This is a genomic window from Veronia pacifica, from assembly GCF_001707825.1.
GTDB classification, from domain to species: domain Bacteria; phylum Pseudomonadota; class Gammaproteobacteria; order Enterobacterales; family Vibrionaceae; genus Veronia; species Veronia pacifica.
Genome location: NZ_LYBM01000020.1, coordinates 30,975 through 56,618, shown reverse-complemented (window position 1 = coordinate 56,618; position 25,644 = coordinate 30,975). Strand labels below are relative to the sequence as shown.

Below are 25,644 nucleotides of genomic sequence, written 5' to 3'. Positions count from 1 at the left end.
TTTTATCCTTTAAACCCACTGAAAATGAATACCTCAAAAATCCACGAACACCCTAGCGTGATTTCTATCGCAATTATTCATTGGTATCATCATGATGATTAAAAATAGTAGGTATGAAAAAAGTGAAGTGGCTCGTCAAAGTTTCTTCGTCAACTAGCACAGATTACCGCTATTGATATGATTGCAGCCACGAAACCACAACCCTGTGGTCCAGCATCAAAAAATTAAAGTGGGGCTTTATTTTGTGTTATCAAAGAGACACTTTTTCGTTTTGCCATATCAAAGGCTTGTTCTTCCGTTCCCTCATATGGGTCTTTGCCTACATCAAACGTGACACAACCCTTAGAGAATGGCAGGCAATTAAAGTTGCAGATCATCTTCGAGTAATTGGTCTGCCTAAACCAGCGCTTAAGATCGCTAAATCTGTTTTTTATTCTTCAGAGAACCGCCGCAATAAATTCTGGTCCTGTCATCTCACAGCGACTTCGTTACAGTATCTCAGCAGATATTGCGAGTCGGATGATTTTTTTGAGCAGGCTTTAGAAATAGCGGATGAACTCGAGAGAAGTTTTGCACTTCAACATCACGGCAAATCTCTTGTTGAGCAGGGTAAAAAGAATTTAGCTAAACGCAAACTAAAGGAAGCCCTTGAAATAAGAACCCGCCTAAGGCACGCAGAGCTTGTTCATTCAACGCAGCTCGCACTCATACATTTATAAACCCACCTATACAGCGACAGGATGCCTTTTCACTGTCGCTCTGACTCACATGTCACTTCAGGATAGGAGACACTATGTTTACCGGGATCGTCCAAACAATCGCAGTCATAGAAAAAGTATCTGACATTCAGCAGGTAAGAACCTTCGTCATCGCTTTTCCAGAGGGCTTTTGTGAACAGCTTGAATTGGCGCGAGCATATCAATTGATGGCGTGTGCCTTACAGTAACCGAGATCCTACACAATAACAGAGTAAAGTTTGACGTTATCTTACAAAGCATCAGGATCACTACACTGGGTAATTATACCGTTGGTACAAGAGTGAATGCTGAGCGTGCAGCAAAAGACGGGGCAGAAATTGGTGGCCACCCGCTGTCTGGTCATATTGATTTTCATACCAGCATCGAGTCTATTGAAAATGTAGGTAACAATTATTGCCTGACGCTTGCTTTGGAAGAACAGTGGCAGCCTTATATATTTCCCAAAGGCTATATCGCCCTCAATGGTGCAAGCCTGACAATTTCAGACGTGGATAAAAAACAAGGATGGTTTCAAGTTTGGCTAATTCCTGAAACACGTAATGTGACTGTCTTTGGGCATAAAGAGAAGGGGGATAAAATCAATGTGGAGATTGAGCGTGGTACTCAGGTTGTTGTTGACACAGTCAAAGCAACATTAGAAGAGCAGTTCAAAGATCTACTGCCTGCTTTCAAAAAATTAATGGACCAGCACGATATTGATATTCAATCGCTCGGCTCAACATCAGCGAAGAAAATTCTCGGTCTTAACAGCACGTCCAAATATTGACCGCTCTTCATTCCAGATAAATACACTCTCAGCGATTACTCATCTAAAGACAACATGAGGCTATACCTTGCAACCAATCACTCAAGTGCTTACCTTTCTCACCGAAATTGAAAAACTAAAGAATGTCCTCCGTAAATCACGACCGGTCGGACTAAAGCGTTATGAAAATTCAGCCGAACACAGCTGGCATGTTGCCATTTCTGCCTTAATGTTGAAGGACTTCGCCAATGATGAAGTTAACATTGAGCGAGTAGTGAAAATGTTATTGATTCACGATTTGGGTGAGATTGATGCAGATGACATTATTATCTATGACAGTGAAACCTCAGCGAACAAAAACAAAGAAAGAAATGGCATGATACGCTTGCTGGCATTGCTTCCAGACAATATGGGAGAGGAGTGGCTAATGCTGTGGGATGAATTTGAGACCGGTGATTCTGCAGATGCGAAATTTGCTAAAGCAATAGACAGGGTGCCACCGCTGATCCATAACCTACATGATGAAGGCCATAGTTGGAAAAAACATAATATTTCCAAAGAACAGGTTTTTAATCTTAATAAAAAGCGAATCGGTAACGGTAGTCAGACACTCTGGTTGGCTTTAGAAGAACAACTAAACGAGGCTGTGGAAGCAGGGATACTGAAATAACTATATTAGGGCGTTTTTTCTCATCAACTTTGTTGCCATAGATGTGATTTGCTTATCTATTTGTCATACGACCTGTGTCTTGGCTTCACGATCATGAAGTAGACTCATCGTTCAGGTTATTACATAGGCGAATAGCAAATGAAACCAGGCGCCACAGGGCTAAAGCGTATTATTGACGCTACAGGGTACTCAATGAAAGGTCTGAAGGCTGCGTGGAAAAACGAGGCCGCCTTTCGTCAGGAGTTAGCTCTTCTTGTTTGTCTTACCGGTGTGACTTTTTTTCTTCCAGTGAGCCATATTGAACAACTGCTGATGGTGAGCAGCTTATTTATTGTAGTCATTGTTGAACTGCTCAACTCGGCGATTGAAGCTGCCATCGATAGAATTGGACCTGAGCACCACGAACTTAGCGGCAGAGCCAAGGACATTGGCTCTGCCGCTGTTTTCATGTCGTTGCTACTGGTCGTTATAGTCTGGGTCGGTATTATCTTTTTCTAACATGCTGGTGACCATGGACAAGTGTTTTATGGTCACCACTAAGCAATAAACGACAACAGAATGTCTTCCAGCTCATCCCAAGGGAGCGCATCCTTATCAATAACCTCGATTTTAGACTCGATACCATCAAGACTCAGTGCGTTAACTGAGACGACCTGATTAACAATGTTGAATGCAAAAACACCGTTATCCGTTTTCACAACCGCTTTAACTCGCTCTGCATTGAGGTTTCCGAAAAGCCCATAGAGAGCGTCGAAAGGAAACGTTACACTGGGCGAAAACACCCAGCCGCAGCTTTTGTACCCCTGCCCTTCATTTTCGCGTCTCGCGAAGCGTTCGCCAGGTTCCAGTTCAAAAGCAGGCATCTCATCATTGTGTGCATGGTGATGACCAAATGCTGCATCACGATTTTTTCTCGGTAAATCAAGCCAAAGCGGGTCTAGTGTACCCTGCTCAACGTAACCTTTAGCCAGCTTGGGTATTTCTGAATCAAACACACATTTGTCAAACGCCGCAACATCACTGTCACTACACAAATCTACTTTGTTCGCAATCAGCACGTCAGCCAAATTAATCTGATCTATAAAGTTTTGATTATCTGTATATTTCTGATTTGAGAAGTTTCGTGGGTCAACGAGAGTCAAGGTTGCTCTAAGGTCGATATATTTCTCATAATGCTCTGAGAGTAATTTACCAATGATATCCTTAGGGTGACCAAGTCCTGTTGGTTCAATAAGTAACCTATCTGGCTTTTGAGCCAATAAAGCATTGATTCCAACAGCCATAGGTAAGCCGGCAACGCAACACATGCATCCGCCTGGCACTTCTCTTACTATCGCCCCTTGCTCACTGAGGAAAGCGCCATCGACTCCAACCTCACCAAATTCATTTACCAGTACTGCCCAGTTCTCCCCCTCAGGCTTTGATTTAAGTAATGAGAGTATTGATGTCGTTTTTCCCACTCCGAGAAAGCCCGTTATGATGTTAGTGGGCACTTTAGTCTCGAGCTTATTTGTCATTTTATATCCTTGATCATTCATTTCGGCACCAAGATCTGAATCAGGTGGATTATATACCCAAACAACCTCGAGATGCAGGATTCAGCAGGCTTGACTTACGTTGTGTTCGCGCCACATCTTTACAGATGAACTGACCTCCATCCAAAAGAGACATCAAAGAATATAGCGGCAGTAAAATCATCCTAGAAAAGCCATTCAATGCTATACATATTCGTTGTCTTTTTTAATGAGATAGAGGCTGAAATACATTTTTCGCTAACTCAGCGTACCGAATTACGCGCATTTTTGAATCACAGATTTTGAGTGTTTTTTGAACGTTTGGGTAAAGCCTTTTATATGGACCAAGGCGTTTATCTTTCTTTTTACCTTTTAATGATACAGGGTGCATATATCTATTGTTGCCGTATAAATCTTTATCGTATTTGTGTCATAAGATGACTCTTATTTGTCACTTTATGACCTCACTGATATTCAATCCGGTTGTTAATTTAGAGCTTGTTAAACAACAAGGAAGTCGCGTACAGCCCTGTAAAATTGCCGTTTTTAATCACCAATAGGGTTGTAGAGGGCACTTAAAAATGTGCCATTAATTTATGTGAAACAGAAATAATGATATTGAATGCTTATTTAGGTACTTGAATAATTGATTTTGTCATTACCTCAATAGAGGTAAGACTCAACCGAGTTGTGATGTGACAGTGTTTATCTCACTACACTGTGACTGACCAACAGCGATGTCTTGTATATTCCCGATAAATAGCCGTTGCGGTTGTTATTTTGGCTGGGTTTCTCTGTCTCAGCATATTAAGAAATACGCCTCAGCTATTTTTTACCTCAATAAAGGTAAGTAAGTGTTTGTTTATATTTATATAAGCTAACACTTACTGTTTTTTTATTCATCGATCTCTTAAGCTACGCTTAAACGTTATCACCTTTTCTTTTTCTACCTCACTTGTCACATTTTGATAGCAATTCAGCTCGGATATATATTTATGTCTCTGCGGCAGTAAATGTGAAAAATGTGGCCAGCAAATATTAAATGCTCACTTTAAGATGTATTCCCTCAGATTAAATACGAATCTAACACTTGCACGATGAACCATCGCTTTACAAAACTACTGATTTCAAGTTGTTCTGACATATCACTGAACAAAAATACACAATTAAGCGATATGCATCTCAATGATGATTAGCTTGCATGACTGCGATAGAATTTGTTCGAAAAGCACTCTAGGTTAAGATGTCTAATGGATAAAAACGAGTAATGAAGGAGCATATATGTATTATGTTGCTGTCATCCCTGAATCAATTCCCGAAATTGAGTCAATACGGGCAGATATCGATCCACTTGTTGAACTATCAAAAGCGCACATCACCCTCGTTTTCCCTCATCAGTGGGAATCGCTTAATGACGCGATAAAACACATTGAAAATATAGCAGCCAACGTCTCCCCTTTTTCAGTCGTTGCCAGAGACTTTACCGGTCAAGACGGGGATCTGATTTTTCTAAATATAAAAAAAGGAAACGACGAACTGATAGAGCTGCATGACATGCTTTATTCAGGTCCATTCCAGAGTCAGCTCGATCGAAAACAAACCTACATCCCTCATATAACAGTGGGGCGAGTGACAAACCCTTTTGCATGGCAGGAAAATATTGAAGCATTGACTGAGTTGAACAACTCAATCTCTTTCGATGTAACATCAATGAGCGTTTTAGAAATAACGCAAAGTGGCGATGAACTCATCCGAGACATTGAACTTTCGGGCTAAAAATTTTGCTCGCAAACTAAACATAGACACATATATAACACGTCTACATTCCTCGCCCCTCTAGTTAAAGGGGCAAGGTGTGTATTTTTACTTTCTGCTGCTTGGATGCACAGCTATGAACTCCGGCATTTTTCTCGCGTTAATTAATCTTTCGAAACAATACGCTAATTCAAGAAGCGTTTGTTCCTGATAAGCCCCACTGAAGAACGATAAACCAAGGGGTAGCCCTTGAGTGTCCCCCATAGGAACTGTAATGATGGGGTATCCAGTAATGGCTGACGGTGAAGACGAGCCACCTTCAAAATTATCGCCATTTTCATGATCAATCAGCCATGACGGCGTATTGGTCGGAGCGATAAGTGCATCAAGTTGATAGTCAGTAGACAAAGCATCTATTCCTTGCTTACGACCATATTTTTCAACCAGCTGACGTGATGCCTGGTAGGCAGGCTCCTCTACGCTTCCCTTTTTCGCGGCCATCTCAATTAACTCTTGATTAAAGAGCGCTAGCGTTGACGGGTTTGCCAAGTTGAATGCCACCAACTCATCGATATTTTTTACCTCAACGCTGGAGGATGTTCCACTGAGATATTCACTCAGGTCATGCTTGAAGTCGTAAAGCAAAATCTCAAATTCAGCTTCACCAAGGCTATCCTCCTGAGGTAACTCAAGTCCTCTAATTATTTCTGCACCAGCCTGCTCCATCTTACCGACTGCGGCTTCAAATACAGCGCGAACACTTTCAGGGAATCGGTCCGCATGTTGAGGAATCCCAATACGTTTTCCTTCCAGAGATGCAAACTGCAGGGAAGCGGCGTAGTCTTTTCTTGCCTTGGAGTGACTAGGGTCAACGAGTGCATTCAACAGCAGTGCAGTATCCATAACCGTTCTTGCCATCGGTCCCGCTGAATCCTGATTGTGACTGATGGGAATAATGCCCTTTGACGGCACTAAACCGACAGTTGGTTTCATTCCAACAATGCCGCAGTGTGAAGCTGGCGCGACAATTGAACCATCGGTTTCTGTTCCCACTGCGACCGTTGTGAGATTTGCAGATACCGAGACTGCTGAGCCGGAGCTTGAACCACATGGATTTCTATCGAGGAAATATGGGTTTTTAGTCTGCCCGCCTAATTCGCTGAACCCGCTTGAGCTTTTTAAAGATTTAAAATTTGCCCACTCGCTCAGGTTTGCCTTACCCAGTATCACTGCACCGGCTTTACGTAGCTGAGCTACCAAAGGAGAATCTTGCAAACAGACATTATTTTTAAGAGCCAGTGCCCCCGCCGTTGTTGGCATTGGACCTGCTGTTTCAATATTATCTTTTATTAATACAGGGACACCGTGGAGTGGACCCAGGGGTTTTTCGGAGTTCCAGAGAACGTCTAGTGCTCTGGCTTCATCAATAGCATGCGGATTGACAACCAAAACCGAATGAAGTGAGGGCCCCGTTTTATCGATTTGATGGATGCGCTCAATATATTGAGTGACTAACGACTCTGATGATATCTTCCCTTCCCTCATTAATGCCGCCATCATATCCAGCGTCATCTCTTCGACATTAACAGGAGAGTGAGAAAGGTCGGATGATTCAGTACTTCTATCCATAGCTCGTCCTTTACCAATATATCTTTGATTTACGTGAAGACGACAGTGCAGCAATTATTGCATTCAGGTCGTCATTGCCCTCATCCTACATTTAAACCGTACTGACAAGCTGTGAGAGTAAAGCAATTGATTTATATTTTTTACGTTCTGCGGAGCATCACAAAAAAATATCGGAAAATACCCTAATAACAAGATGATATTGGTAACGTTTAGGTAGAAACGATAATAAAATACTGTTGAATACGCGTGTTAAGAAATATGTGTCCCAAGCTTTTTAACATGTCTTTACGTGTTACTCAGCGACAAGGGGTAGATAAGTACAGGGCTGCCGACACTGCCCGAACCACGCACAGCATTGGTTTGTTTTAACCCGTCGAACAAGCCTGCTGCTTTATAAATAAAACAATACGGGTTCAACAAAAGGAGGAAGGCATGTTAAATCCTGCCATTGCCAAGTCAGTGATCGATCATGCACTGTTTTTGGGCGCAGACTTTGCGGAGCTATTCGTGGAACATCATCATTCTGGCACGGTTGAGTTGCTGAGTGGTGAAGTAGATAAAGTAAATTCAGGAATCGATTTTGGTATCGGCATCCGACTTTTTTTTGGTCATAAAGTTCTCTATGGCTATACCAACAGCAAAGAAGAAGAAAAGCTGAAACAAGTCACTAGCTTACTATGCGCAAAGGATAAACGTGACCAAATTGCCAATGCAGGCCCTATTAACCTCGCGCAGGGTAATGACCGACACCCGGTTGAGTTCCACTTATCCAGTGACCCAAGCGTTGAAGAAAAAATAGCCTTCCTCAGAAAAATCGATGCAAGTGCGAGAAGCGAGAGCAGTAAAATCTCTCAAGCCATCAGTGTTGTAGGCCAACGTGAGCAACAAGTAGAAATTTTCAATTCAACGGGTCTTCACATTCAGGACACCCGAAACTACATCCGCGTAGTGTCATCGGTCGTCGCCGCAGATGGCAGCGAACAGTCAAGCGGCTTTGAGGGCCCGGGCGCATTGAGGGGCTGGGAATTCCATAAGGATATTGATCCCGTTGCCCTAGGCCAGCGCACGGCAAAACAGGCGCTAGTCAAGTTAGGTGCAGATGCATGTCCATCTGGCGAGCTGCCTGTCGTTATTGGTAATGGCTTTGGAGGTGTGATCTTCCATGAAGCCTGTGGACACCTACTCGAAACGACAGCAGTAGCGAAAGGCGCATCTGTATTCCATGACCAGATGGGCGAGTTGATTGCCAACCCGGTGGTTAATGCAGTCGATAATGGTCTTCTCCCCAACGCTTGGGGCTCTATCAATATTGATGATGAAGGGATGGAAACACAAAACACGCAGTTGATTAAAGACGGTAAATTAACTGGCTTTCTGGTTGACCACATGGGCAGCCTCAAAACGGGTTTTGAAAGAACAGGCTCTGGACGCCGTCAGAACTATAAGTTTGCTCCTGCATCAAGAATGCGTAATACCTACATTGAAGCAGGCAATAGTGATTTAGAAGACATGATCGCGAGTGTAGATAAAGGCATTTTTGCCGCCAAGATGGGCGGTGGTTCGGTACAGCCGGGTACTGGCGAGTTCAACTTCTCAGTACAAGAAGCTTATCTGATTGAAGACGGTCAAATAACCAAACCGCTTAAATCAGCCACACTGATTAGCACAGGGCCAAAAGTGCTGAAAGAAATCAGTATGGTCGGTAAAGATCTTGAGCTAGCAGCAGGTATGTGCGGCTCTGTCAGTGGCTCCGTACCAACGACAGTTGGCCAGCCTGCAATAAAAGTCGATAACATCCTGGTAGGAGGTGGCCGCTAATGAGTCAGTCAAATCAACTCGAACACGCCGTTGATCACGTTATCGAACTGGCAAAAAAGCACGGTGTTGAAGCCGATGTTATTGCAGAATCTGGCGAAAAATTTTCATTAAAAGCGGAGAGTGGCGAGCTATCTGAATATCAAGTTTCCGGTAGTCAGGTAATAGGTATCAGGGTAGTTAAAGATGACAGTATTTCTATTAGCTATTCCGAGTCACTTGAAACACAAAGCCTAGAGCAAATGGTCACGCAAGCGGTGAAAAACGCTGCATTTACAAAATCGGATCCTTCTCAGAAAATTCGCGCAGAGGGGGAGCCAATATCCACGTTAAACCCAGAGATTTTTCAAACTGACCCTGCAACAGCAGAAGAGAAAGTTGCGCTCGCTCTGCAACTTGAACAAGGTGTGCTCGATAAGCCTTTGGCAAAGGCAGCACCTTACAACAGTTTTTCAGAATCGAGCCATAAGACTCTACTGGCTAATACACTTGGAATGCGCTGCGATCATTCCAGCCGTCACTTGATGTGCTTCACGAGCACCTTGATTGATCAGGGTGGAAAACAATCTATGCATTACACCGGCACGATAGCCCGTACCTTTGCTGAGCTTGAGCCACAAAGAGTAATTGATGAAAGCTATCAGGTTGCGAGTGATTTACTTGAAGGTGGTCCGGTTTCAAGCGGTGTTTACTCTGTCATCTTTGATACCGATTCACTGAGTGAATTGTTTGGTGCATTTGGCTCGTGTATTTCTGGCCTCTCTGCACAGAGGGGAACCAACCCATGGCGTGAGAAAGTGGGAGAGATAGTAGCTAGTCCCCTCTTGACCGTGACAGATAAAGCTTATGTAGAAGGAGGGATGGCGATCACCGCCTTTGATGGCGAGGGATTTGCCACTCAGGATACATCGCTTATTGCCGATGGTAAGCTGGTAGGGTTACTGCATAACTCAGCAACTGCGGCACACTTTGGTGTTACTCATACTGCCAATGCCAGTCGCTCTGCGAAGAGTCCGCTAAGTGTTTCCGGTTTACATAAAGTGCTCAGTCCAGGAAGAAGCAGCGAAGCTGAGGTGACAGGTGGCGAATATCTTGAGCTGATAGCGCTACAGGGAACACATTCCGGTGCTGATGCAATCAGCGGAGATTTCTCATTCGGTGCCAGCGGTTTCCTTTGTCGGGATGGCAAGAGAGAGAGAGCCGTCCGTGGTATTACTGTGGCAGGTAACTTCTACCAGATGTTGAAGGATATTGAAGCCGTCAGTGACGTGGTATTACCAAATAGTTATAAGAGCTTTTTCTCTCCGACAATCAGGTTCAGTGGCCTTAATATTGCTGGTGAATAAAATCTGTGAATGAGCCTGCGTAACGCGGGCTCCTTTCTTACTCATCTTCACATATCACTTCGCCTCACTCATTATTGACCACCCAATCAATAGCATTTACTTTAGATGCCTTTAGTAATGCGGTGCACTTGTCTTTTGGTGTTAGTAAAGACAAGCCTTATCAGCAATAATATTGAAGACACGGGTGACCAAATGAAGCACATCCTAACTATCATTGCTCTTCTTCTCGTCTTAACTGCGTGTGCATACAATAAAAAGCCAGTTGTTGACCTTGAGGGTGTTGACGAAGCCCAATATCAACGTGATTTCGAATACTGCCAAACACTGGCTGAACAGGTTGATAAAGGTGAGGCTGCCAAAGTTGGTGCAGCGAACTCGTCGGTATCAGGTGCTGTTATTGGCGCAATATCCGGTGTATTGGAGGATGGTATTGGTGGCGCTGTTACAGGAGCCGCTGTAGGCGGGGCAATTGGCGGCGGTGCGGGAGCAGTTAAAGGCGCTAATGATTCAACAAAAGATCAGGCAAAAGTGCTTCGTCGTTGTCTTAAAGAACGCGGTTATAAAGTCTATGATCTCTAGCCCGCCCGAATTGTAAAATCAGGCGGAAGAGTATCTTTGTTTTGCGGAACAGCATCAGGCTATTTCCTGCTCTTGGTCACGGGTCGCTAATAATGTGAAAGCTCGTTCAACCTCTTCACTTTTGAGGATCCTGCCATGGCCGAGATTTTCAGTCTCAACTAACTCAATATGGTCGCAGTCTGATGCCTTTCGGGAAGCCTCGAATGGGGTAAATCTGTCTTCTTTGTCATGAACAATAGTGACAGGAGACGACAACTCAAACAGTTTTTGATCAGGGTCGAAGTCTTCTGGGGCAAACTCAAACTCACTAGATACTTGTTCAATGACTGCGTTGTAAAGTTGCAGATCCACTCCCGAGCGCTGAACTGTTTTTATCGCATTTTCCCAGTAAAACAAGGCGGGAGCGATAAACAAACATGGCTTACCTTTCAGAGATTGCTCAATGATATGCAAAGATATGGAAACTCCCATAGAGTGAGCAATGATTCCTTCAATTTCATCATATTGCGTAATTACCGACTCGAGAGCACTGATCATATTAGGAATATGTGCTTCCTGCCCCTCGCTTTGTCCATGCGCAGGTTGGTCGAAAGCGACAGCGGTATATCCCATTGCGGTCACTTTTTGCATTAACGGGAAGAACTGACTTGCTGACCCTGACCATCCATGAACCATTAGCCAAACTGGTCCTTCTCCAGACTGATAAACCCGGATTTTTCCTGTATCACCCTGTATGTCTTTTACTTTTAGATCCGTAGGCTCTTCATTCTTACTTTGGTTACGCGCAGGCGTTAAGAATAGCTTCCGGGCATATTTAACTGTTATTTTTGGTACGATAGCAAAACAAGTTCGACTGACGAGATTGATCACTAACTTCGAGAAATCAAAGCGCTGCTTGTTATTTTTAAAATAAATTTTACTGCTCATTACTGAGTCCTTAAACACATTGCAAATTGATAAGTCAGGGATTTCACTTTTCGGATTTAACGGTCAGCTCGGCAAGATTCAAACAAGGCATCAATACCCTGCCAAAACCGATCTCGGCTACTGCCAGCTAATGTGAGGTTATTGAACAAATGACTGCTGAGATAAAGACCATAAAGCTCATAAACTTTTTGCCAGCCATCGAGCTCATTCACGAACTCTCCCTGAGAGGCACCTTTGTTAAATTGGTAGTGAAGGTATTCCAACCAGCGAGAAGTCACTCCTTTTAATGCCGCCTGCACAACGTCATCTGGTTGACTGTTCTCTCGCCAGGCATCGAGAAATAAACAACTACCCTGAAATGAACCATTCCAATCCAACCAGTTTTTGATCAAATCGCGAAGCTTTTGCTCAACCGATAGATAAGTTAATTTTTGGCAAGGCACCACAATCCGTTCTTCAAACTTTTCTGCAGCAAAGTTAACGACAGCAGCTTGTAGATTCGCTCTGGAGTTGAAGTGGGAAAACAGGCCGCTCTTGGACATTTCTACCTGTTTAGCCAACTCGCCAATGGTCAGGCTCTCTAAACCGTTGTTACTCGCAATATCGAAGCCAGCCTCAAGAATCCTATTTCTCGTTTCTTGTTGTTTGCTCAAGATTTGATTCCATCATCTCTTAATTGAGATAAAAATAGCACGAACGTTCGATTTCAGTCGAGAATAATTTTTTATATCTCAACAGAAATCAAAATTGCTTGTGTATGGATTACTTTCTAAAGGCTATCGGAGGAGATTGATGCAGGTTATTTCTCGCGCAGAATTTATTCGCAGCTACTAGACTGAAAAATATCAATAAAAGGAGCGACTATTGTGCTGAGGATTACCCTGAATATATTTATTTCTTGTCTGATAGTCTTTGCACATTTTGCTTCGGCTGGTATCCGCTACTTACCCGCGAACGGTGAAAGCTACCCTATCCTCACCATTACTATGTCAGAGCCAATCGTTACTGACCTGTCGATTTCTCGACCAGATTTTAGTTTACCCGTCGATAATTCGACGCGGGATACTTGGCTATTAGAGGGAGAGCAAACCGCTGAATGCGTCGTTGATACACTGGCACCGCTGTTTGGCAGGGTTGTATATTTATCTTTAGTTATGCCTTCAAAACTAATCGATACCAGCCAGACATCTCGTAAGCCATTAGACCATGACGTCCCTCTTCTCTTGTCGTTCCGACAACACAATATCAATATGCCTTGCCACAAAAATATCGTGTATATTTCACTACCCCCGGTAAGCGAGCTGGGTAACCAGTGGGGAACAGTACTGGAAAAGCGGGTGGGATGTTGCGAGGGATATGTTAGGGTAAATCAGTTTGTTGTGCTCCATCCTAACGAGGTTTCATATCCATTTACAATTATTAGCCCAGATCCTGAAAGAGCCGAGCAAACGCTGATGAACCTTTATCAAGAGGTTCCGATGGCAAATAGGTAACATTCAAACTAACAACAGTCAGGCTGATAATTAATATAGGTTTTACCCACAAGATTTTTTGTTAAAAAGACTGGTTTATCAAGTGAAAATAGTTGAGGCGTTTCTATTGCAACTATGTTATCTAAACTATTTTTACAAATATGACCTTTATAATTCATAGAAGGTACTCCAGCACAAAAATCTATACACATATTGTTATCATGACAGCTTGCTGTAGCATTAAAGCACCGTTCCTCGCTATATCGAAATGATAATGAAATAGGATGAAGCTAAGCAGATTCAGAGTCATCTGAATATTAATAGAGCTCATCTTCAGTCATCTTATTTTTTTAAATCTCTGTTATTAAGTACGTTGTAAATACTGAACTGATAAATATTTATATTTAGGTTGAATTGATAGTCCTACTGGGTAAAATTCGCCTCCCGATGCTGCTAATTTACTCATTTATGCCACGTATACTCTCTTTGCTTCTTTGCTCTTTACTCTTCCACAGCGCCCAAAGCTTTGGACAACTGACAGCTGATCGAATTCTTATTAATGGTCACGTCATCCCCATGACTGGCGAAAAAAAAGAAGAGCAAGCTGTGGCAATAAAAGATGGCCGTATACTCGCCGTCGGTGACAATGCATCCGTGCTACAATTGGCAGGAAAATCCACAGAAGTAACATTGCTTGATGGAAAAACAGTACTGCCCGGATTTGTCGATGCACACTCACACATCAGTCAAGTCGTAAACCTGATAGACATTCCATTTCTCTTCCCCAGCCCCAATGGCAAGTTTGATGAAATATCAGAGATTCTCTCGACAATGAGTACCCACCTTGACAATCTTGAAGACAAAGAATCTTTGGGTTTTGCATGGGGATATGACGAGTTGGAGTTACTGGAACGCAGACACCCCACGTTAGCGGAATTGGATACCGTCAGCCGCACTCAGCCCTTTTGCATCATGCAAATTAAAGGTGACCAAGCAGTTTGTAATAGTAAAGGATTGTCTTTACTCGGTGTTCACAAAGGTACTCCTTGCCCAGAAGAAGGACTGATTGAGCACAATAAAAATGGCGAACTGACTGGCCTTTTGCAGGGCTCCGCCGTCCTTGCGATCTATCCACATCTCAATGTGTATGACACTGAGGTCGTCGATAAGGCATTGTCTGAGGCACAAATGATGTACGCGCGAAATGGCATTACCACAGCACAGGAAGCATCAGGAAACCTTAACGCATTTCGTCTTCTCAAGTCACAGGCAGACAGAGAAAAGCTAATGATAGATATTAATGTCTATCCAAACTCGAATGAGTTTGATGTGATCACTGAACTGCAACAGCCTGGACCAAATATAAATAGACTGAGAATAGCGGGTGTAAAACTTACTGGTGACGGCAGTTCGGATTCGGGTATGAATTCGCCAATTGACAGACTACTTAAATTGAAAAACAACAAGTTTCTCAATCACCAGTCCAGCGTGCGAATATTGGATCAATTTTCATTTAATGAATTTGTCGAGAAGTACTATTCCAAGCATATTCAAATCATCTCGCACAGCAATGCTGATAGGGCAACCCTGATGGCAATCTCTGCCATAGAAGGTGCGATTGACAAATATGGTCTTCACGACCACCGTACCTCTCTTATTCATATGAAAGGAACTGAATTTAGTCAGCTAAAGTTGATGAAAAAATTGGGGATCATTCCCTCGTTTCTTGCGCTCAATATTTACTACTGGGGCGATGAATATCATGACCGCGTAATTGGGCCGTGGAAAACATCTAATTTTTCTCCATTGGGATGGGCAAATGAACTTGAATTGCCTTTCACACTTCACACTGACGCACCCATTCTCGACCCGAACATCATTGAGCTAATAGCGAGTTCCGTGGACAGAATGAGTAAAAATGGCGTGGAATTGGGTAAGTGGCACGCTATTTCAACTTACAAAGCGATAGAGGCAGTAACGGTGAATGCGGCAATACAATCTTTCGAAGAGACCACAAAAGGAACGATTGAGGATGGAAAATATGCTGATATGGTTATCTTGGATCAAAATCCACTCACCACCTCAAAAAACCAGCTACGCAGCATTAAAGTGCTAGAAACGATAAAGGAAGGGAAGACAATTTTCTCGGCATAACAATAGTCACAACAGCAGACATCAAACGTTTCAAGCTAGCTGATGTCTGCCGGCTGGGTGGGGGTGAAAGCCCCTCAACAGGCGCCCACTTCACCGTAACGAAAGCAATCCGTTTGGTGATCATTCACCATACCTATGCCTTGCATATATGCGTAACAAATGGTGCTACCTACAAATTTAAAACCTCTTTTTTTCAGGTCTTTACTTACTGAATCAGATAATGGAGTGGTTGCAGGTACCTCAGAAGCAGACGCCCAGTGGTTAACAATTGGTTGGTTATCAACAAAAGACCATATGTAGGCATCGAAACTGCCAAACTCCTTTTGAATACCAAGAAACGCCTTTGCATTACTGACAACAGAGAGGATTTTTAGTCGGTGCCTGACAATCGCTGGGTTGGCTATCAGTTCATCAATTTTCTCTGGGCTGTACTTGGCTACTATCTCAGGGTCAAAGTTATCGAAAGCTTTGAGGTACCCTGCCCTTTTTTTCAATATCGTTGTCCAGCTAAGACCAGCTTGAGCGCCTTCTAGACATAACATTTCAAAAAGCTTCCTGTCGTCGTGGACAGGAACTCCCCATTCACTATCGTGATATCGGCTATCAATTTCAGAGCTATCTGCCCAGTAGCAACGTTTCATATTCATTTATTAATTAATTAATCAAATTCACATAAAAATACCTTGACCTGCATTTAAAGTCTATATTTCGCATCCGCTGATAAAATATTTTAAATAATACAGATGTAATATTAATAATTTTGCATTTGATTATGATATGTACTTCATTATTTGCTTAAGCAATTTCTAAACTGAGTTCAACTTTTTTAAAGGAATCTTGGCTTCAGCGACCATGTAATTTACGTTTAAGATCACATTTACAAATAAAAGTAAAATCTATTTTTTATTTTGGATGGGTTTAAAGATACTTTAAAATAGCAGAAATTTTAAATTAACCTATAATATTCAATGACTTACACTAAAAGGAAATATGAATTTACTAATAAATCTTAATATTGCTCAAAAACCAACACCAATCTTGAAACATTATTACTCCGTATCTATTGTTGTGAGTAGTAGTAATAAGTGACAAGTTGCTGTTTCTTCATGACAAATAAAATGATGACAGGATGTTAGAGTTGAGTTTGTTAAAAGAACAGAGTTGTAGCACGCACCGGTGAAGTCACATTGTGTTTCAAAAGAAGCTGGCCTTGCGGCCTATGCATTTTTTTTATTTTGCAAACTAAAGGTGACTGAAAAATGAAAGAGCTAATGCTAGATCCAAACGATCTGGTCGGCATGTCCTTCTGGATAATTTCTGCTGCCATGGTCGCTTCCACTTTCTTCTTCTGGGTTGAACGCGACCGAGCAGTAGGTAAGTGGAAAACATCGTTAACTGTAGCGGCGATGGTGACGGGTATTGCAGCGATCCACTATTTCTACATGCGTGGGGTGTGGGTTGGTACTGGCGAGAGCCCAACGTCCTTCCGTTATGTAGATTGGTTGTTGACTGTTCCTCTTCAAATCATTGAGTTCTATCTGATCTTAACTGCCATTGCGGTAGTGAGATCTGGCTTGTTCTGGAAATTACTTATTGCTTCTGTAGTTATGCTTGTTGGTGGCTACTTGGGCGAGATTGGCACATTGGGTGTCTGGGTCGGATTTATTATCGGCATGATTGGCTGGCTATACATTATTTATGAAATCTTTGCTGGCGAAGCAAGCCAGATAAGCGCTGAGAGCGGCACGGAGGCGAGTCAGAAAGCATTCAACGCACTCAGACTTATTGTTACCGTCGGTTGGGCGATTTATCCAATCGGATATGTGATGGGTTACACCACTGAAGGTCAGACAGATACCCTCAATCTGGTGTACAACCTTGCTGACTTTGTCAACAAGATTGCATTTGGTGTTGTTATCTGGTCTGCAGCCACTAGCAGTTCTACGAGCGAGGCATAGCACCCAGCCTTGGTCAGTGTTCAACATCTTTCTCCCTAGGAGGGTAGATGACGAAGAAAACGTATTTTTCTCACATAGATACGCTACTGGCCAGTGTCGAAAAAAGCATGCGCAACTTAGTACAGGGCTCATCGGGCCCTGTTTCCCGAGTCTGCGATGCATGTTTGTATCATTTGGACACAGGTGGTAAGCGGAACAGAGCAAGGCTGGCTCTTCACACAGCCCACGGATTAGGTATAGACGATAGCGACGCAGTGGCTACTGCCTGCGTATCAGAGCTCCTCCACAACGCCTCACTGATACACGACGACCTGCAGGATCACGATGAATATAGACGCGATCAGAAGACGGTCTGGAAAGTATTTGGCCCAGAAGTCGCACTGTGCGCAGGTGACCTGATGATTTCAGCTGCCTACGGTGCACTGGCAACAATAAACAGAAAAGACACCATTGGTGATTGTCTAAATCTTATCCATCAGAGGATTAAAACAGTTATTCACGGGCAGTGTCTTGACTTGGATTCATGCCATGATATCTCAACCAGCATGGCTGAATATGAAGTGATCGCAATAGGTAAATCTGCACCACTACTCAGCCTACCAGTAGAACTGGTGTATTGCCTCTCAGGCCACGAGAGCTGGCGCAGCAAAGCCAGACAAACGATCAACAAATTCGCACTCGCCTACCAGATCACCGATGACGTTGGCGACGTTGAGGAAGATCTCCAACGGGACCACGGCTCGGGCTTTGCGCCAAACGCCGTTCTGGTCTTAAGGAATTCCGGATACGGTGAGAGCGCAGAATCTGTCGCTATTCAACGCGCACAATCTTTGTTGTCAGAGGTCAACGAAGAAATCAACATTCTGCCGGGAAAACTTGACGAGATTTTCTGTCATTACATCCGGTCTTTGTCAGACAATCTAATGGAGGTAAGGACATGCCTCACGCAGTAGTAATAGGTGCAGGCTTCGGCGGTATCGCTGCCTCACTTCGCCTTCGGGCAAGAGGTTACGACGTCACTATCGTTGATCGATGTTCGTCTCTCGGTGGTCGGGCGCAGGTCTACGATGTTGAAGGCTTCAGGCATGATGCCGGACCTACAGTGGTAACCGCTCCATTTTTACTTGAAGAGCTTTTTTCTTTATTCGGTGAATCACTTCACGAACATGTCGAACTTGTGCCGCTGGAACCCTGGTACAGATTCCACTTTCCTGACGGCGGTCATTTCGACTACGGCGGCTCTTTAGACAAGACACTAAGCGAAATAGCACGAGTATCTGCAGAAGACGTTGATGGTTATCAGTCACTCGTTAATGAATCCCAACAAATTTTTGATGTTGGTTTCACCAAACTTGCCGACAAACCCTTCCATCAGTTCAGCACCATGCTGGCACAGCTTCCTTATTTGGTTAAGCTTGGCAGTCATCGCTCAGTATGGAAATTTGTCTCAAAGCACTTGAAAAGCGACAAACTTCGCCAGGCATTTTCAATTCAGCCTTTACTTGTCGGCGGGAACCCATTCGACACCACCTGTATCTACAGTCTCATTCATTATCTGGAGAGAAAATGGGGAATCTTTTTCCCTACAGGAGGAACAGGTGCGCTGGTAGAGGCGTTAGGCAATTTGATGAAACGACAAGGAATTGCTGTAAAGTTAAATACCACTGTCACTGGCTTCACGTTCGACAATAAAACGATAAAAAACGTCGAAATGGATGATGGTAGCGTGATGGATGCCGATCTCGTTGTGTCCAATGGTGATCCAGCATTCATCTACGAAAATCTTATTCCGAAATCGCAACAGACATTACCATGCCGACTCAAGACAAATGTCAGCGAAAAATCGATGGGTCTTTATGTCCTTTATTTCGGTACGACGAAGCAATATTCCGACGTTGCCCATCACACAATCTGGTTGGGGAAACGTTACAAGGAGTTACTAGAGGATATTTTTCACCATAAAACCCTGACTGAAGATTTTTCTCTGTATGTGCATCGGCCCACAGCTACTGACCCTTCTTTTGCACCCGATGGTTGTGATTCCTTCTATGTACTTGCGCCTGTGCCCAATCAGGAAGGTAATATCGACTGGACTGTCGAAGGCTCAAAACTGAAAGACCGCATAGTGAATGCATTGGAGCAAACATTGCTGCCAGAACTCAGTGAACACATCAAGGGCGACTTTTTCAAAACACCAGATGATTTTGCTCAGTCCTATCTTAGTGCTGAGGGAGCAGGTTTCTCTATCGCCCCCCTGTTCAGACAGTCTGCATGGTTCCGCTATCACAATCAGGGAGAAGGTATTGATAATCTCTACTTAGTAGGCGCAGGCACACATCCCGGAGCGGGACTACCCGGCGTTCTCTCATCTGCCAAGGTGCTGGAGCGATTGATACCTGACGCCACTCTATTCCGGAGGGCATCATGAGTGAAGAACAACTTAACCTGCCGTCCGTAGATAACACGTTATCTGACAGGCAGTCCACAACTGCCAGACCCGCACAGGCTCGGCACACATTAAAACGACACGGAAAGACATTCCATCTGGCTGGTAAATTATTATCTACCAAACGATTGGATGCTGCCGCCAGACTCTACACATTTTGCCGCGTGGTAGATGACATTGTTGATGAATCAACAGATAAGCAAAATGCGCGTTTGGCGTTGGCAAAAATCCGTCAGTCACTGTTGCTAAACGCACCTCTGTACCCTGATACCGACGATATATTAGGCCTGATTTCAGAGTGGGACATACCTGTTGATGCGCTCCAATCCTTGGTCTGCGGTGTTGCCATGGACTTAGACAAAGTCGAAATCGCTGATGAAAGAGCTCTAATCCGCTATAGCTATTACGTTGCTGGTACAGTGGGCGAAATGATGTGCCCGATACTTGGCAGCAAACAAGGCGGTGAGAAGTTTGCGATTGATTTAGGTATCGCTATGCAAATGACCAACATCGCCCGTGACGTACTCGAAGATGCTCAAATGGGCAGACGATATCTACCTGCGACTTGGGTTAACAACTTGTCTGCATCACAAATTGCGGAAGAAACACCAGAGAACAGAGCCATCATTAGCGAAGCAGTGCGTCGATTACTCGCGCTTGCTGACAGCTACTATTCCAGTGCCACGCTTGGCCTTAGATATTTACCTTTCCGTTCAAGAATAGCCATTGCCGTTGCACTCGCGGTATATCGAGAGATTGGCCACCTTATCCAAGAGAAAAATCACAACATCTATGCGGGGAGGGCGATTGTGCCTCGCCTCCGCAAATACCGGACGGCAATAAAAATGCTGTCCGGTTTTTTCACATGGTCATCAGATTGTCCTGCCAACCACGACAGCCGACTGCATGCACCACTCGACTTCAGTGGGGACAATAGGTATGGGAAAAAGCAAGTATGACGCTGATATCATCATCATAGGTGGCGGCGCTGCTGGCCTGTCACTGGCGGTCAGTCTGTCTTACCTGGTTGACCTTCCGCGCATCTTGATATTAGAGGTGAGGCCGAAATATACCAACGACAGAACATGGTGCTTTTGGGGTAAACAATCCCTGAACAGGCACCTTCCCATCTCCCGGTCGTGGTCCTCATGGTCATTTTCAGCAAACGGAAAACACGTTACCCATGAATCCGAACACTGGCACTATCATCACATTGCTGCTGAAGACTTTTATCACTTCAGCCAATCGCTTCTGAGATTGAATCCACACTGCCTGATGCACATGAACACCAAGGTGGATAAGCTTGAGGCGTCGAAAGATGGTGTAAAAGTGATAACTGGTGACCAACACTTTTTTGCGCGGCAGGTTGTTGATACCCGCCCACCTGAACTGACTCAGGTAACAACTGCTCCTCTTTTTCAAATTTTTTATGGCGCAGAGGTCACTACCTCGTCACCTGTGTTTAATCAACAAATCCCAATGTTAATGGATCGCTTGAACGATACGTCACTCGGTCTGACATTTAACTATTTACTCCCGCTGGAAGAGAATCGAGCACTGATCGAGCTGACTGCTTTTTCGCCAAAGCTCTTTGCACCCGAAACACTCAGACCGATTCTCACTAAGCTGTTGCGCTATCGATTTTCACCACACAAAGATTGGAAAATTTCCCGCGAAGAACAAGCCGTTTTACCCATGGGGATGAAACTGAGTGAACCAGACAAAGATTCAAACATTATCCTTGCAGGAATGAATGCTGGCGCCCTGCGTCCTTCGAGCGGATATGCATTCCTTCGTATTCAGGCTTGGGCAAAGAAATGTGCTGAACACTACAGAAAGTGGTCCGTCATTCCGCATCTCGACTCATCATCACCGACACAAAGAACAATGGATAGCTTGTTCCTTGATGTACTCTCATCAAATGAAACATCGGCCTCAAATCTATTTATTGATATGGCTGATAGAGTAAACGCTGACTGCTTCGCCCGTTTTATGTCTGATAATGCCACCCCACTCGACAACCTTAAAGTCATCAATGCAATGCCTGCTGCACCTTTTATTAAAGCAGCCGTTAGCAATCTTCAATCTGCATTTCAGAGGATTAACAGTCGTGACTTCTACACCAACAAAAAGCAATTCTGAACGCACACTCTTTATCTTTCCAGTCATTGCACTGGTCATGCTGCTTGCTATCCGAGACCTGAGTCTGGTTGATCAAACGCTTATTTCGGCGGTATTGATTGTACTGCTGGGATTGCCCCACGGTGCAATGGATCTCCCCCTCTCATATCATCTCAAGCTATGGAAAAATCTCCGGGGATTGTTAATCTGGCTGACAGGCTATGTGGCTCTGACGTTATTGTGTCTTGCCATCTGGTTTTTGAACCCTGTACTGGGTCTGAGCATTTTCTTTGTGATCACTTTCTGGCATTTTGGCGCAGACTGGCCAACCAATGGTAATGTCGAGCGTATGATTTTTGGCATCTGGGTAATTTGTCTGCCCGTGCCATCAAACCCCGGAGCCACCCGAGAGATCTTTCAGGAACTTTATCAATTTACAGCTTACAGCGACTCAGCGTCATTGATGACCACGCAGGTGTTATGTGCAGGTGCATTAATCACATCGCCCTATATCGCTTACCGTGCCCTGAGTCACTTTTACACCGGTAGACCCAACATGTGGCTATTAGACGCAGCAATACTGCTGTTCGCCGCAAACACACTCCCAATCATTTTGTATTTTTTACTTTATTTCTGTTCAGTACATTCACCTCGCCATTTCTTTGAAATCGTCAAAAATACCAAGCTCACTGGCGTTATGCTCTCTGTTGTAGCTTTGACAACCCTAGCCACTGTTCTTTTAGCGGCCATTTTATGGTTTTCTCTCGAACATATCGGTACTTCATCAAGACTTATACATACGGTATTTGCAGGCTTATTTGCTTTAACCGTCCCGCATATGGTCATTGTGCACCTTTTTGAAAAAACAACATTATCCCAGCCCTCTCAGACTTCTGATGACTGAGTCCACGTGACGGAAGGGTTCTAAAATATAAAAAGCACCCTTCCATCATGCCACTAGGCTATACATCAGCCAATTCACAGAGTGACTTTGTTTAAATATGTTGCTCGTGTTCGAGCCCTAAATTATTGCAAAAATAGAGTTTACTCATTACGGATGACACATTAGAAAGTAAACTAAATGCATAAATACTTGATGTAATTGGATCTATATCAGAATAATGGCATTGTTCGCGGTTAATGATTAAGCAAGAATAAAGGTCTCGGATAGCGAGATATCACAGGAAGGATTTGTTTATGGAAATTGATTCTCTCATTACGATTGGCGTATTTATCGTTGTTGCCGTCGTATTTATCGCAGCGGGTATTAAGACAGTTCCACAGGGAAATAACTGGACGGTAGAACGTTTCGGGCGTTACACCCAGACGCTGAAACCCGGCCTTAATCTGATTATTCCGTTTATAGATGGAATCGGCAATAGAATTAATATGATGGAGCGGGTAATGGATATCCCAGCTCAGGAAGTCATATCAAAGGACAACGCTAACGTTGTCATTGATGCAGTATGTTTTGTTCAGGTCATTGATGCTGCCAAAGCAGCGTATGAGGTTAATGATTTGGAGCATGCGATCCGCAATCTGACTCTCACAAACATCCGTACCGTTCTTGGCTCGATGGAGCTTGATGAAATGTTGAGCCAACGAGATATGATCAATACGAAGTTATTGTCTATTGTTGATGAAGCGACCAACCCATGGGGGGTTAAGGTTACCCGTATTGAAATCAAAGACGTTCAGCCGCCGAAAGATTTGACTGAGGCAATGAACGCTCAGATGAAAGCTGAACGAAATAAGCGAGCGGAAATATTAGAGGCCGAAGGTATTCGTCAGGCAGAAATACTCCGAGCTGAAGGTCAGAAACAATCGGAGATCCTGAAAGCTGAAGGTGAAAAACAGGCCGCTATTCTTCAGGCAGAGGCTCGTGAGCGTGCTGCTGAAGCAGAGGCGAAAGCAACGAGCATGGTAAGTGACGCCATCGCTAAAGGTGATGTTCAAGCTGTGAACTATTTTGTTGCTCAGGGTTATACTGAGGCACTGAAAACTATTGGTCAGGCAGAGAATGGAAAAATTGTTATGCTGCCACTTGAAGCTTCAGGCCTGATGGGCTCGATAGCTGGTATCGCTGAGATGTTCAAGCATAGTACTGCTGACAAGAGATAGGAGACAGTTTGATAGAGTTACTGACAGATATTAATTACTTACACTGGCTCGCATTTGGCTTGTTACTGTTAATTGCAGAACTGGCGGGTACAGGGGGATATTTTCTTTGGTTAGGTACATCAGCATTAATCGTTGGTGCACTGATGAACTTTATCCCAATGAGCTGGCAAATACAGTGGATGTCATTTGGTGCCTTGTCTCTCGCCACCACTTGGCTTTGGTGGCGACGTCAGCTTCAAAGTGATACTGAAGATGATGCAGGCCGTAAACTTAACCAGAAAGAAAGCCAGCTAATCGGGCAGGAAATCACGCTGGATAGCGATGTAGTGATTGGTACCAACAGAGTGAAGCTTGGCGACACAACATGGTCTGCCCGTGCCTCACAAGAAATGAGTGCGGGGTCGAGAGTAAAAGTCGTACAGGTGGATGGTATTGTTTTAGTGATAGAACCGTCTGAGTAAACCGAAACGTGACAAGAGGGCGACAATATGTCGCCTTTTCTATTGTCTAATCTCATCGCTCGGATCAACTAACCTCATAGCTCGGATCAGCTATAGAGGGATCCCTCTGTCGAGAAATGCAGCACTGATAAACCCTTGATGATCGTCTAAAAGGAGTGTCGCCTCTTCATAAGTTAGGTCAGCCATGACCATCAAAATCGCCGTTTTACAGTGACCTTGGCTATCAACTAAAGCTTTCTCAGCACTTTCGTAAGTACAACCTGTCACTTCCATAATAATCTTTTTTTGTCTATCAACTAACTTGGCATTAGATGCTTGAACATCGACCATAAGATTTCCAAACACCTTGCCCATTTTAACCATAGCCCCGGTCGTTAGCATATTAAGGATCATCTTCTGAGCAGTGCCAGACTTGAGTCTTGAAGAACCGCTGATGACCTCAGGCCCCACCACTGGTGTAATGGCAATGTCGGCGGAGAGTTCTAACTCACTCCCTGGATTTGACGAAATTCCTATCGTCTTTACACCTTGGTCTTTAGCGAACTCAACGGCTGATAGTACATAGGGTGTTCTTCCACTCGCAGCTACTCCCACTAAAATGTCAGCTGGTGCGAGCCGAATTGCAAGTAAGTCTGATATCGCAGCTTTACGATTATCTTCTGCATTTTCAACTGGGTTTCTTATCGCTTGCTCACCACCAGCAATTAGGCCGACAACCATATCCGGGTCTGTCCCGAACGTTGGGGGACATTCACTGGCATCCAAAATACCCAGACGCCCAGATGTGCCAGCTCCGATATAAATGAGCCTCCCTCCACGTTTAAAGGCGGCTGTTGTCACCTCTATGGCCCTAGCAATCTCAGGTAAAACGAGCTCAACAGCACTGGCTACCTTTTTATCCTCACTGTTGATCACCTTAACTAAATCTAATGTATCCAACTTATCAATATACTTTGTAGCCGGATTTCGGCTCTCGGTGATCATTGCCATATCTACATCCCTATCCAATATTACCCATTATCAGTGCCATTCTTTGGCCTCGACCTGTCAGACAGACCGATCATTTAAATTTTATAATATCCAGCATATACACAAATGCACCAAACACGCTTTTTCCCAATAAGAAAAGATCGCAATATCTGGGTGCAACTTGATTTAACACAAAGATCATCG

Annotated in this window: 25 protein-coding genes; 19 read left to right on the top strand and 6 right to left on the bottom strand. The window is 43.9% G+C overall.

The window, feature by feature from the left end; all coding sequences use genetic code 11:
• Positions 1-242: 242 nt before the first annotated feature.
• The 5 genes from A8L45_RS12040 to A8L45_RS12025 all read left to right on the top strand — a co-directional run bounded on the left by A8L45_RS12040 (position 243) and on the right by A8L45_RS12025 (position 2,671).
• A complete protein-coding gene (locus A8L45_RS12040) occupies positions 243-719 on the top strand; it encodes a hypothetical protein (RefSeq protein WP_139122373.1) in 477 nt (158 codons plus the stop codon).
• A 74-nt stretch (positions 720-793) separates the two neighbouring features.
• Complete coding sequence (locus tag A8L45_RS25300; protein ID WP_245680714.1) at positions 794-946, top strand: hypothetical protein; 153 nt, start codon at positions 794-796, stop codon at positions 944-946.
• Positions 931-1,524, top strand: coding sequence for a riboflavin synthase subunit alpha (locus A8L45_RS12035; protein ID WP_245680713.1), 594 nt, complete (start codon positions 931-933; stop codon positions 1,522-1,524). Before A8L45_RS25300 ends, A8L45_RS12035 begins: the two co-directional genes overlap by 16 nt.
• A gap of 67 nt (positions 1,525-1,591) precedes the next feature.
• Complete coding sequence (locus A8L45_RS12030) at positions 1,592-2,173, top strand: HD domain-containing protein (protein ID WP_068902556.1); 582 nt, start codon at positions 1,592-1,594, stop codon at positions 2,171-2,173.
• 138 nt (positions 2,174-2,311) lie between these two features.
• Complete coding sequence (locus tag A8L45_RS12025; protein WP_068902554.1) at positions 2,312-2,671, top strand: diacylglycerol kinase; 360 nt, start codon at positions 2,312-2,314, stop codon at positions 2,669-2,671.
• Positions 2,672-2,709: 38 nt separating this feature from the next.
• On the opposite strand, the gene A8L45_RS12020 is transcribed toward A8L45_RS12025, so the two are convergent.
• Positions 2,710-3,690: a CobW family GTP-binding protein gene (locus A8L45_RS12020; protein ID WP_068902552.1), complete on the bottom strand. Its 981-nt coding sequence runs from the start codon at positions 3,688-3,690 to the stop codon at positions 2,710-2,712.
• 1,278 nt (positions 3,691-4,968) lie between these two features.
• Between A8L45_RS12020 and A8L45_RS12015 the strand changes: the two genes are divergently transcribed.
• Positions 4,969-5,463, top strand: coding sequence for a 2'-5' RNA ligase family protein (locus tag A8L45_RS12015; protein WP_068902550.1), 495 nt, complete (start codon positions 4,969-4,971; stop codon positions 5,461-5,463).
• 87 nt (positions 5,464-5,550) lie between these two features.
• Here A8L45_RS12015 and A8L45_RS12010 read toward each other — a convergent pair whose 3' ends face one another.
• Positions 5,551-7,071, bottom strand: coding sequence for an amidase (locus A8L45_RS12010; RefSeq protein ID WP_068902548.1), 1,521 nt, complete (start codon positions 7,069-7,071; stop codon positions 5,551-5,553).
• A 432-nt stretch (positions 7,072-7,503) separates the two neighbouring features.
• Here A8L45_RS12010 and A8L45_RS12005 point away from each other — a divergent pair, with 432 nt between their 5' ends.
• The 3 genes from A8L45_RS12005 to A8L45_RS11995 all read left to right on the top strand — a co-directional run bounded on the left by A8L45_RS12005 (position 7,504) and on the right by A8L45_RS11995 (position 10,811).
• A complete protein-coding gene (locus A8L45_RS12005; protein ID WP_068902546.1) occupies positions 7,504-8,889 on the top strand; it encodes a TldD/PmbA family protein in 1,386 nt (461 codons plus the stop codon).
• Positions 8,889-10,232, top strand: coding sequence for a TldD/PmbA family protein (locus A8L45_RS12000; RefSeq protein WP_068902544.1), 1,344 nt, complete (start codon positions 8,889-8,891; stop codon positions 10,230-10,232). Before A8L45_RS12005 ends, A8L45_RS12000 begins: the two co-directional genes overlap by 1 nt.
• Positions 10,233-10,424: 192 nt before the next feature.
• Positions 10,425-10,811 carry a hypothetical protein gene (locus A8L45_RS11995; RefSeq protein WP_068902542.1) on the top strand — a complete coding sequence of 129 codons (387 nt, stop codon included), beginning with the start codon at positions 10,425-10,427 and terminating at the stop codon, positions 10,809-10,811.
• Positions 10,812-10,865: 54 nt separating this feature from the next.
• On the opposite strand, the gene A8L45_RS11990 is transcribed toward A8L45_RS11995, so the two are convergent.
• Positions 10,866-11,738 (bottom strand): alpha/beta fold hydrolase, encoded by an 873-nt coding sequence (locus A8L45_RS11990; protein WP_068902540.1) that lies wholly within the window; start codon positions 11,736-11,738, stop codon positions 10,866-10,868.
• A 56-nt stretch (positions 11,739-11,794) separates the two neighbouring features.
• Positions 11,795-12,391 carry a TetR/AcrR family transcriptional regulator gene (locus A8L45_RS11985; RefSeq protein WP_068902538.1) on the bottom strand — a complete coding sequence of 199 codons (597 nt, stop codon included), beginning with the start codon at positions 12,389-12,391 and terminating at the stop codon, positions 11,795-11,797.
• Positions 12,392-12,604: 213 nt separating this feature from the next.
• Between A8L45_RS11985 and A8L45_RS11980 the strand changes: the two genes are divergently transcribed.
• Both A8L45_RS11980 and A8L45_RS11975 read left to right on the top strand, forming a co-directional pair.
• Positions 12,605-13,231: a hypothetical protein gene (locus A8L45_RS11980; RefSeq protein ID WP_068902536.1), complete on the top strand. Its 627-nt coding sequence runs from the start codon at positions 12,605-12,607 to the stop codon at positions 13,229-13,231.
• Positions 13,232-13,786: 555 nt separating this feature from the next.
• The gene (locus A8L45_RS11975; protein WP_175401978.1) at positions 13,787-15,364 is read left to right on the top strand and encodes an amidohydrolase; all 1,578 of its coding nucleotides are present in this window, start codon (positions 13,787-13,789) and stop codon (positions 15,362-15,364) included.
• Positions 15,365-15,438: 74 nt separating this feature from the next.
• Here the strand turns inward: A8L45_RS11975 and A8L45_RS11970 are convergent, their stop codons facing one another.
• Positions 15,439-16,005, bottom strand: coding sequence for a DNA-3-methyladenine glycosylase I (locus A8L45_RS11970; RefSeq protein ID WP_068902631.1), 567 nt, complete (start codon positions 16,003-16,005; stop codon positions 15,439-15,441).
• 618 nt (positions 16,006-16,623) lie between these two features.
• Between A8L45_RS11970 and A8L45_RS11965 the strand changes: the two genes are divergently transcribed.
• From A8L45_RS11965 to A8L45_RS11930, 8 genes are all read left to right on the top strand, one after another.
• Complete coding sequence (locus A8L45_RS11965; protein ID WP_245680712.1) at positions 16,624-17,322, top strand: bacteriorhodopsin-like; 699 nt, start codon at positions 16,624-16,626, stop codon at positions 17,320-17,322.
• Positions 17,323-17,369: 47 nt separating this feature from the next.
• Complete coding sequence (locus A8L45_RS11960; RefSeq protein WP_068902534.1) at positions 17,370-18,275, top strand: polyprenyl synthetase family protein; 906 nt, start codon at positions 17,370-17,372, stop codon at positions 18,273-18,275.
• Positions 18,260-19,750, top strand: coding sequence for a phytoene desaturase family protein (gene crtI, locus A8L45_RS11955; protein WP_068902532.1), 1,491 nt, complete (start codon positions 18,260-18,262; stop codon positions 19,748-19,750). Before A8L45_RS11960 ends, crtI begins: the two co-directional genes overlap by 16 nt.
• Entirely contained in the window at positions 19,747-20,727 is a 981-nt protein-coding gene (locus A8L45_RS11950) for a phytoene/squalene synthase family protein (RefSeq protein ID WP_083228319.1), read from the top strand. Before crtI ends, A8L45_RS11950 begins: the two co-directional genes overlap by 4 nt.
• Positions 20,708-21,910 (top strand): lycopene cyclase family protein, encoded by a 1,203-nt coding sequence (locus tag A8L45_RS11945; RefSeq protein WP_068902530.1) that lies wholly within the window; start codon positions 20,708-20,710, stop codon positions 21,908-21,910. The genes A8L45_RS11950 and A8L45_RS11945 overlap by 20 nt, the downstream gene beginning before the upstream one ends.
• The gene (locus A8L45_RS11940) at positions 21,879-22,793 is read left to right on the top strand and encodes a Brp/Blh family beta-carotene 15,15'-dioxygenase (RefSeq protein WP_068902529.1); all 915 of its coding nucleotides are present in this window, start codon (positions 21,879-21,881) and stop codon (positions 22,791-22,793) included. The genes A8L45_RS11945 and A8L45_RS11940 overlap by 32 nt, the downstream gene beginning before the upstream one ends.
• 293 nt (positions 22,794-23,086) lie before the next feature.
• A complete protein-coding gene (locus A8L45_RS11935; protein ID WP_068902527.1) occupies positions 23,087-24,010 on the top strand; it encodes an SPFH domain-containing protein in 924 nt (307 codons plus the stop codon).
• An 8-nt stretch (positions 24,011-24,018) separates the two neighbouring features.
• The gene (locus tag A8L45_RS11930) at positions 24,019-24,471 is read left to right on the top strand and encodes an NfeD family protein (protein WP_068902525.1); all 453 of its coding nucleotides are present in this window, start codon (positions 24,019-24,021) and stop codon (positions 24,469-24,471) included.
• Between the two features lie 90 nt (positions 24,472-24,561).
• Here A8L45_RS11930 and murQ read toward each other — a convergent pair whose 3' ends face one another.
• The gene (gene murQ, locus A8L45_RS11925) at positions 24,562-25,461 is read right to left on the bottom strand and encodes an N-acetylmuramic acid 6-phosphate etherase (protein ID WP_217492156.1); all 900 of its coding nucleotides are present in this window, start codon (positions 25,459-25,461) and stop codon (positions 24,562-24,564) included.
• Between the last annotated feature and the right edge of the window lie 183 nt (positions 25,462-25,644).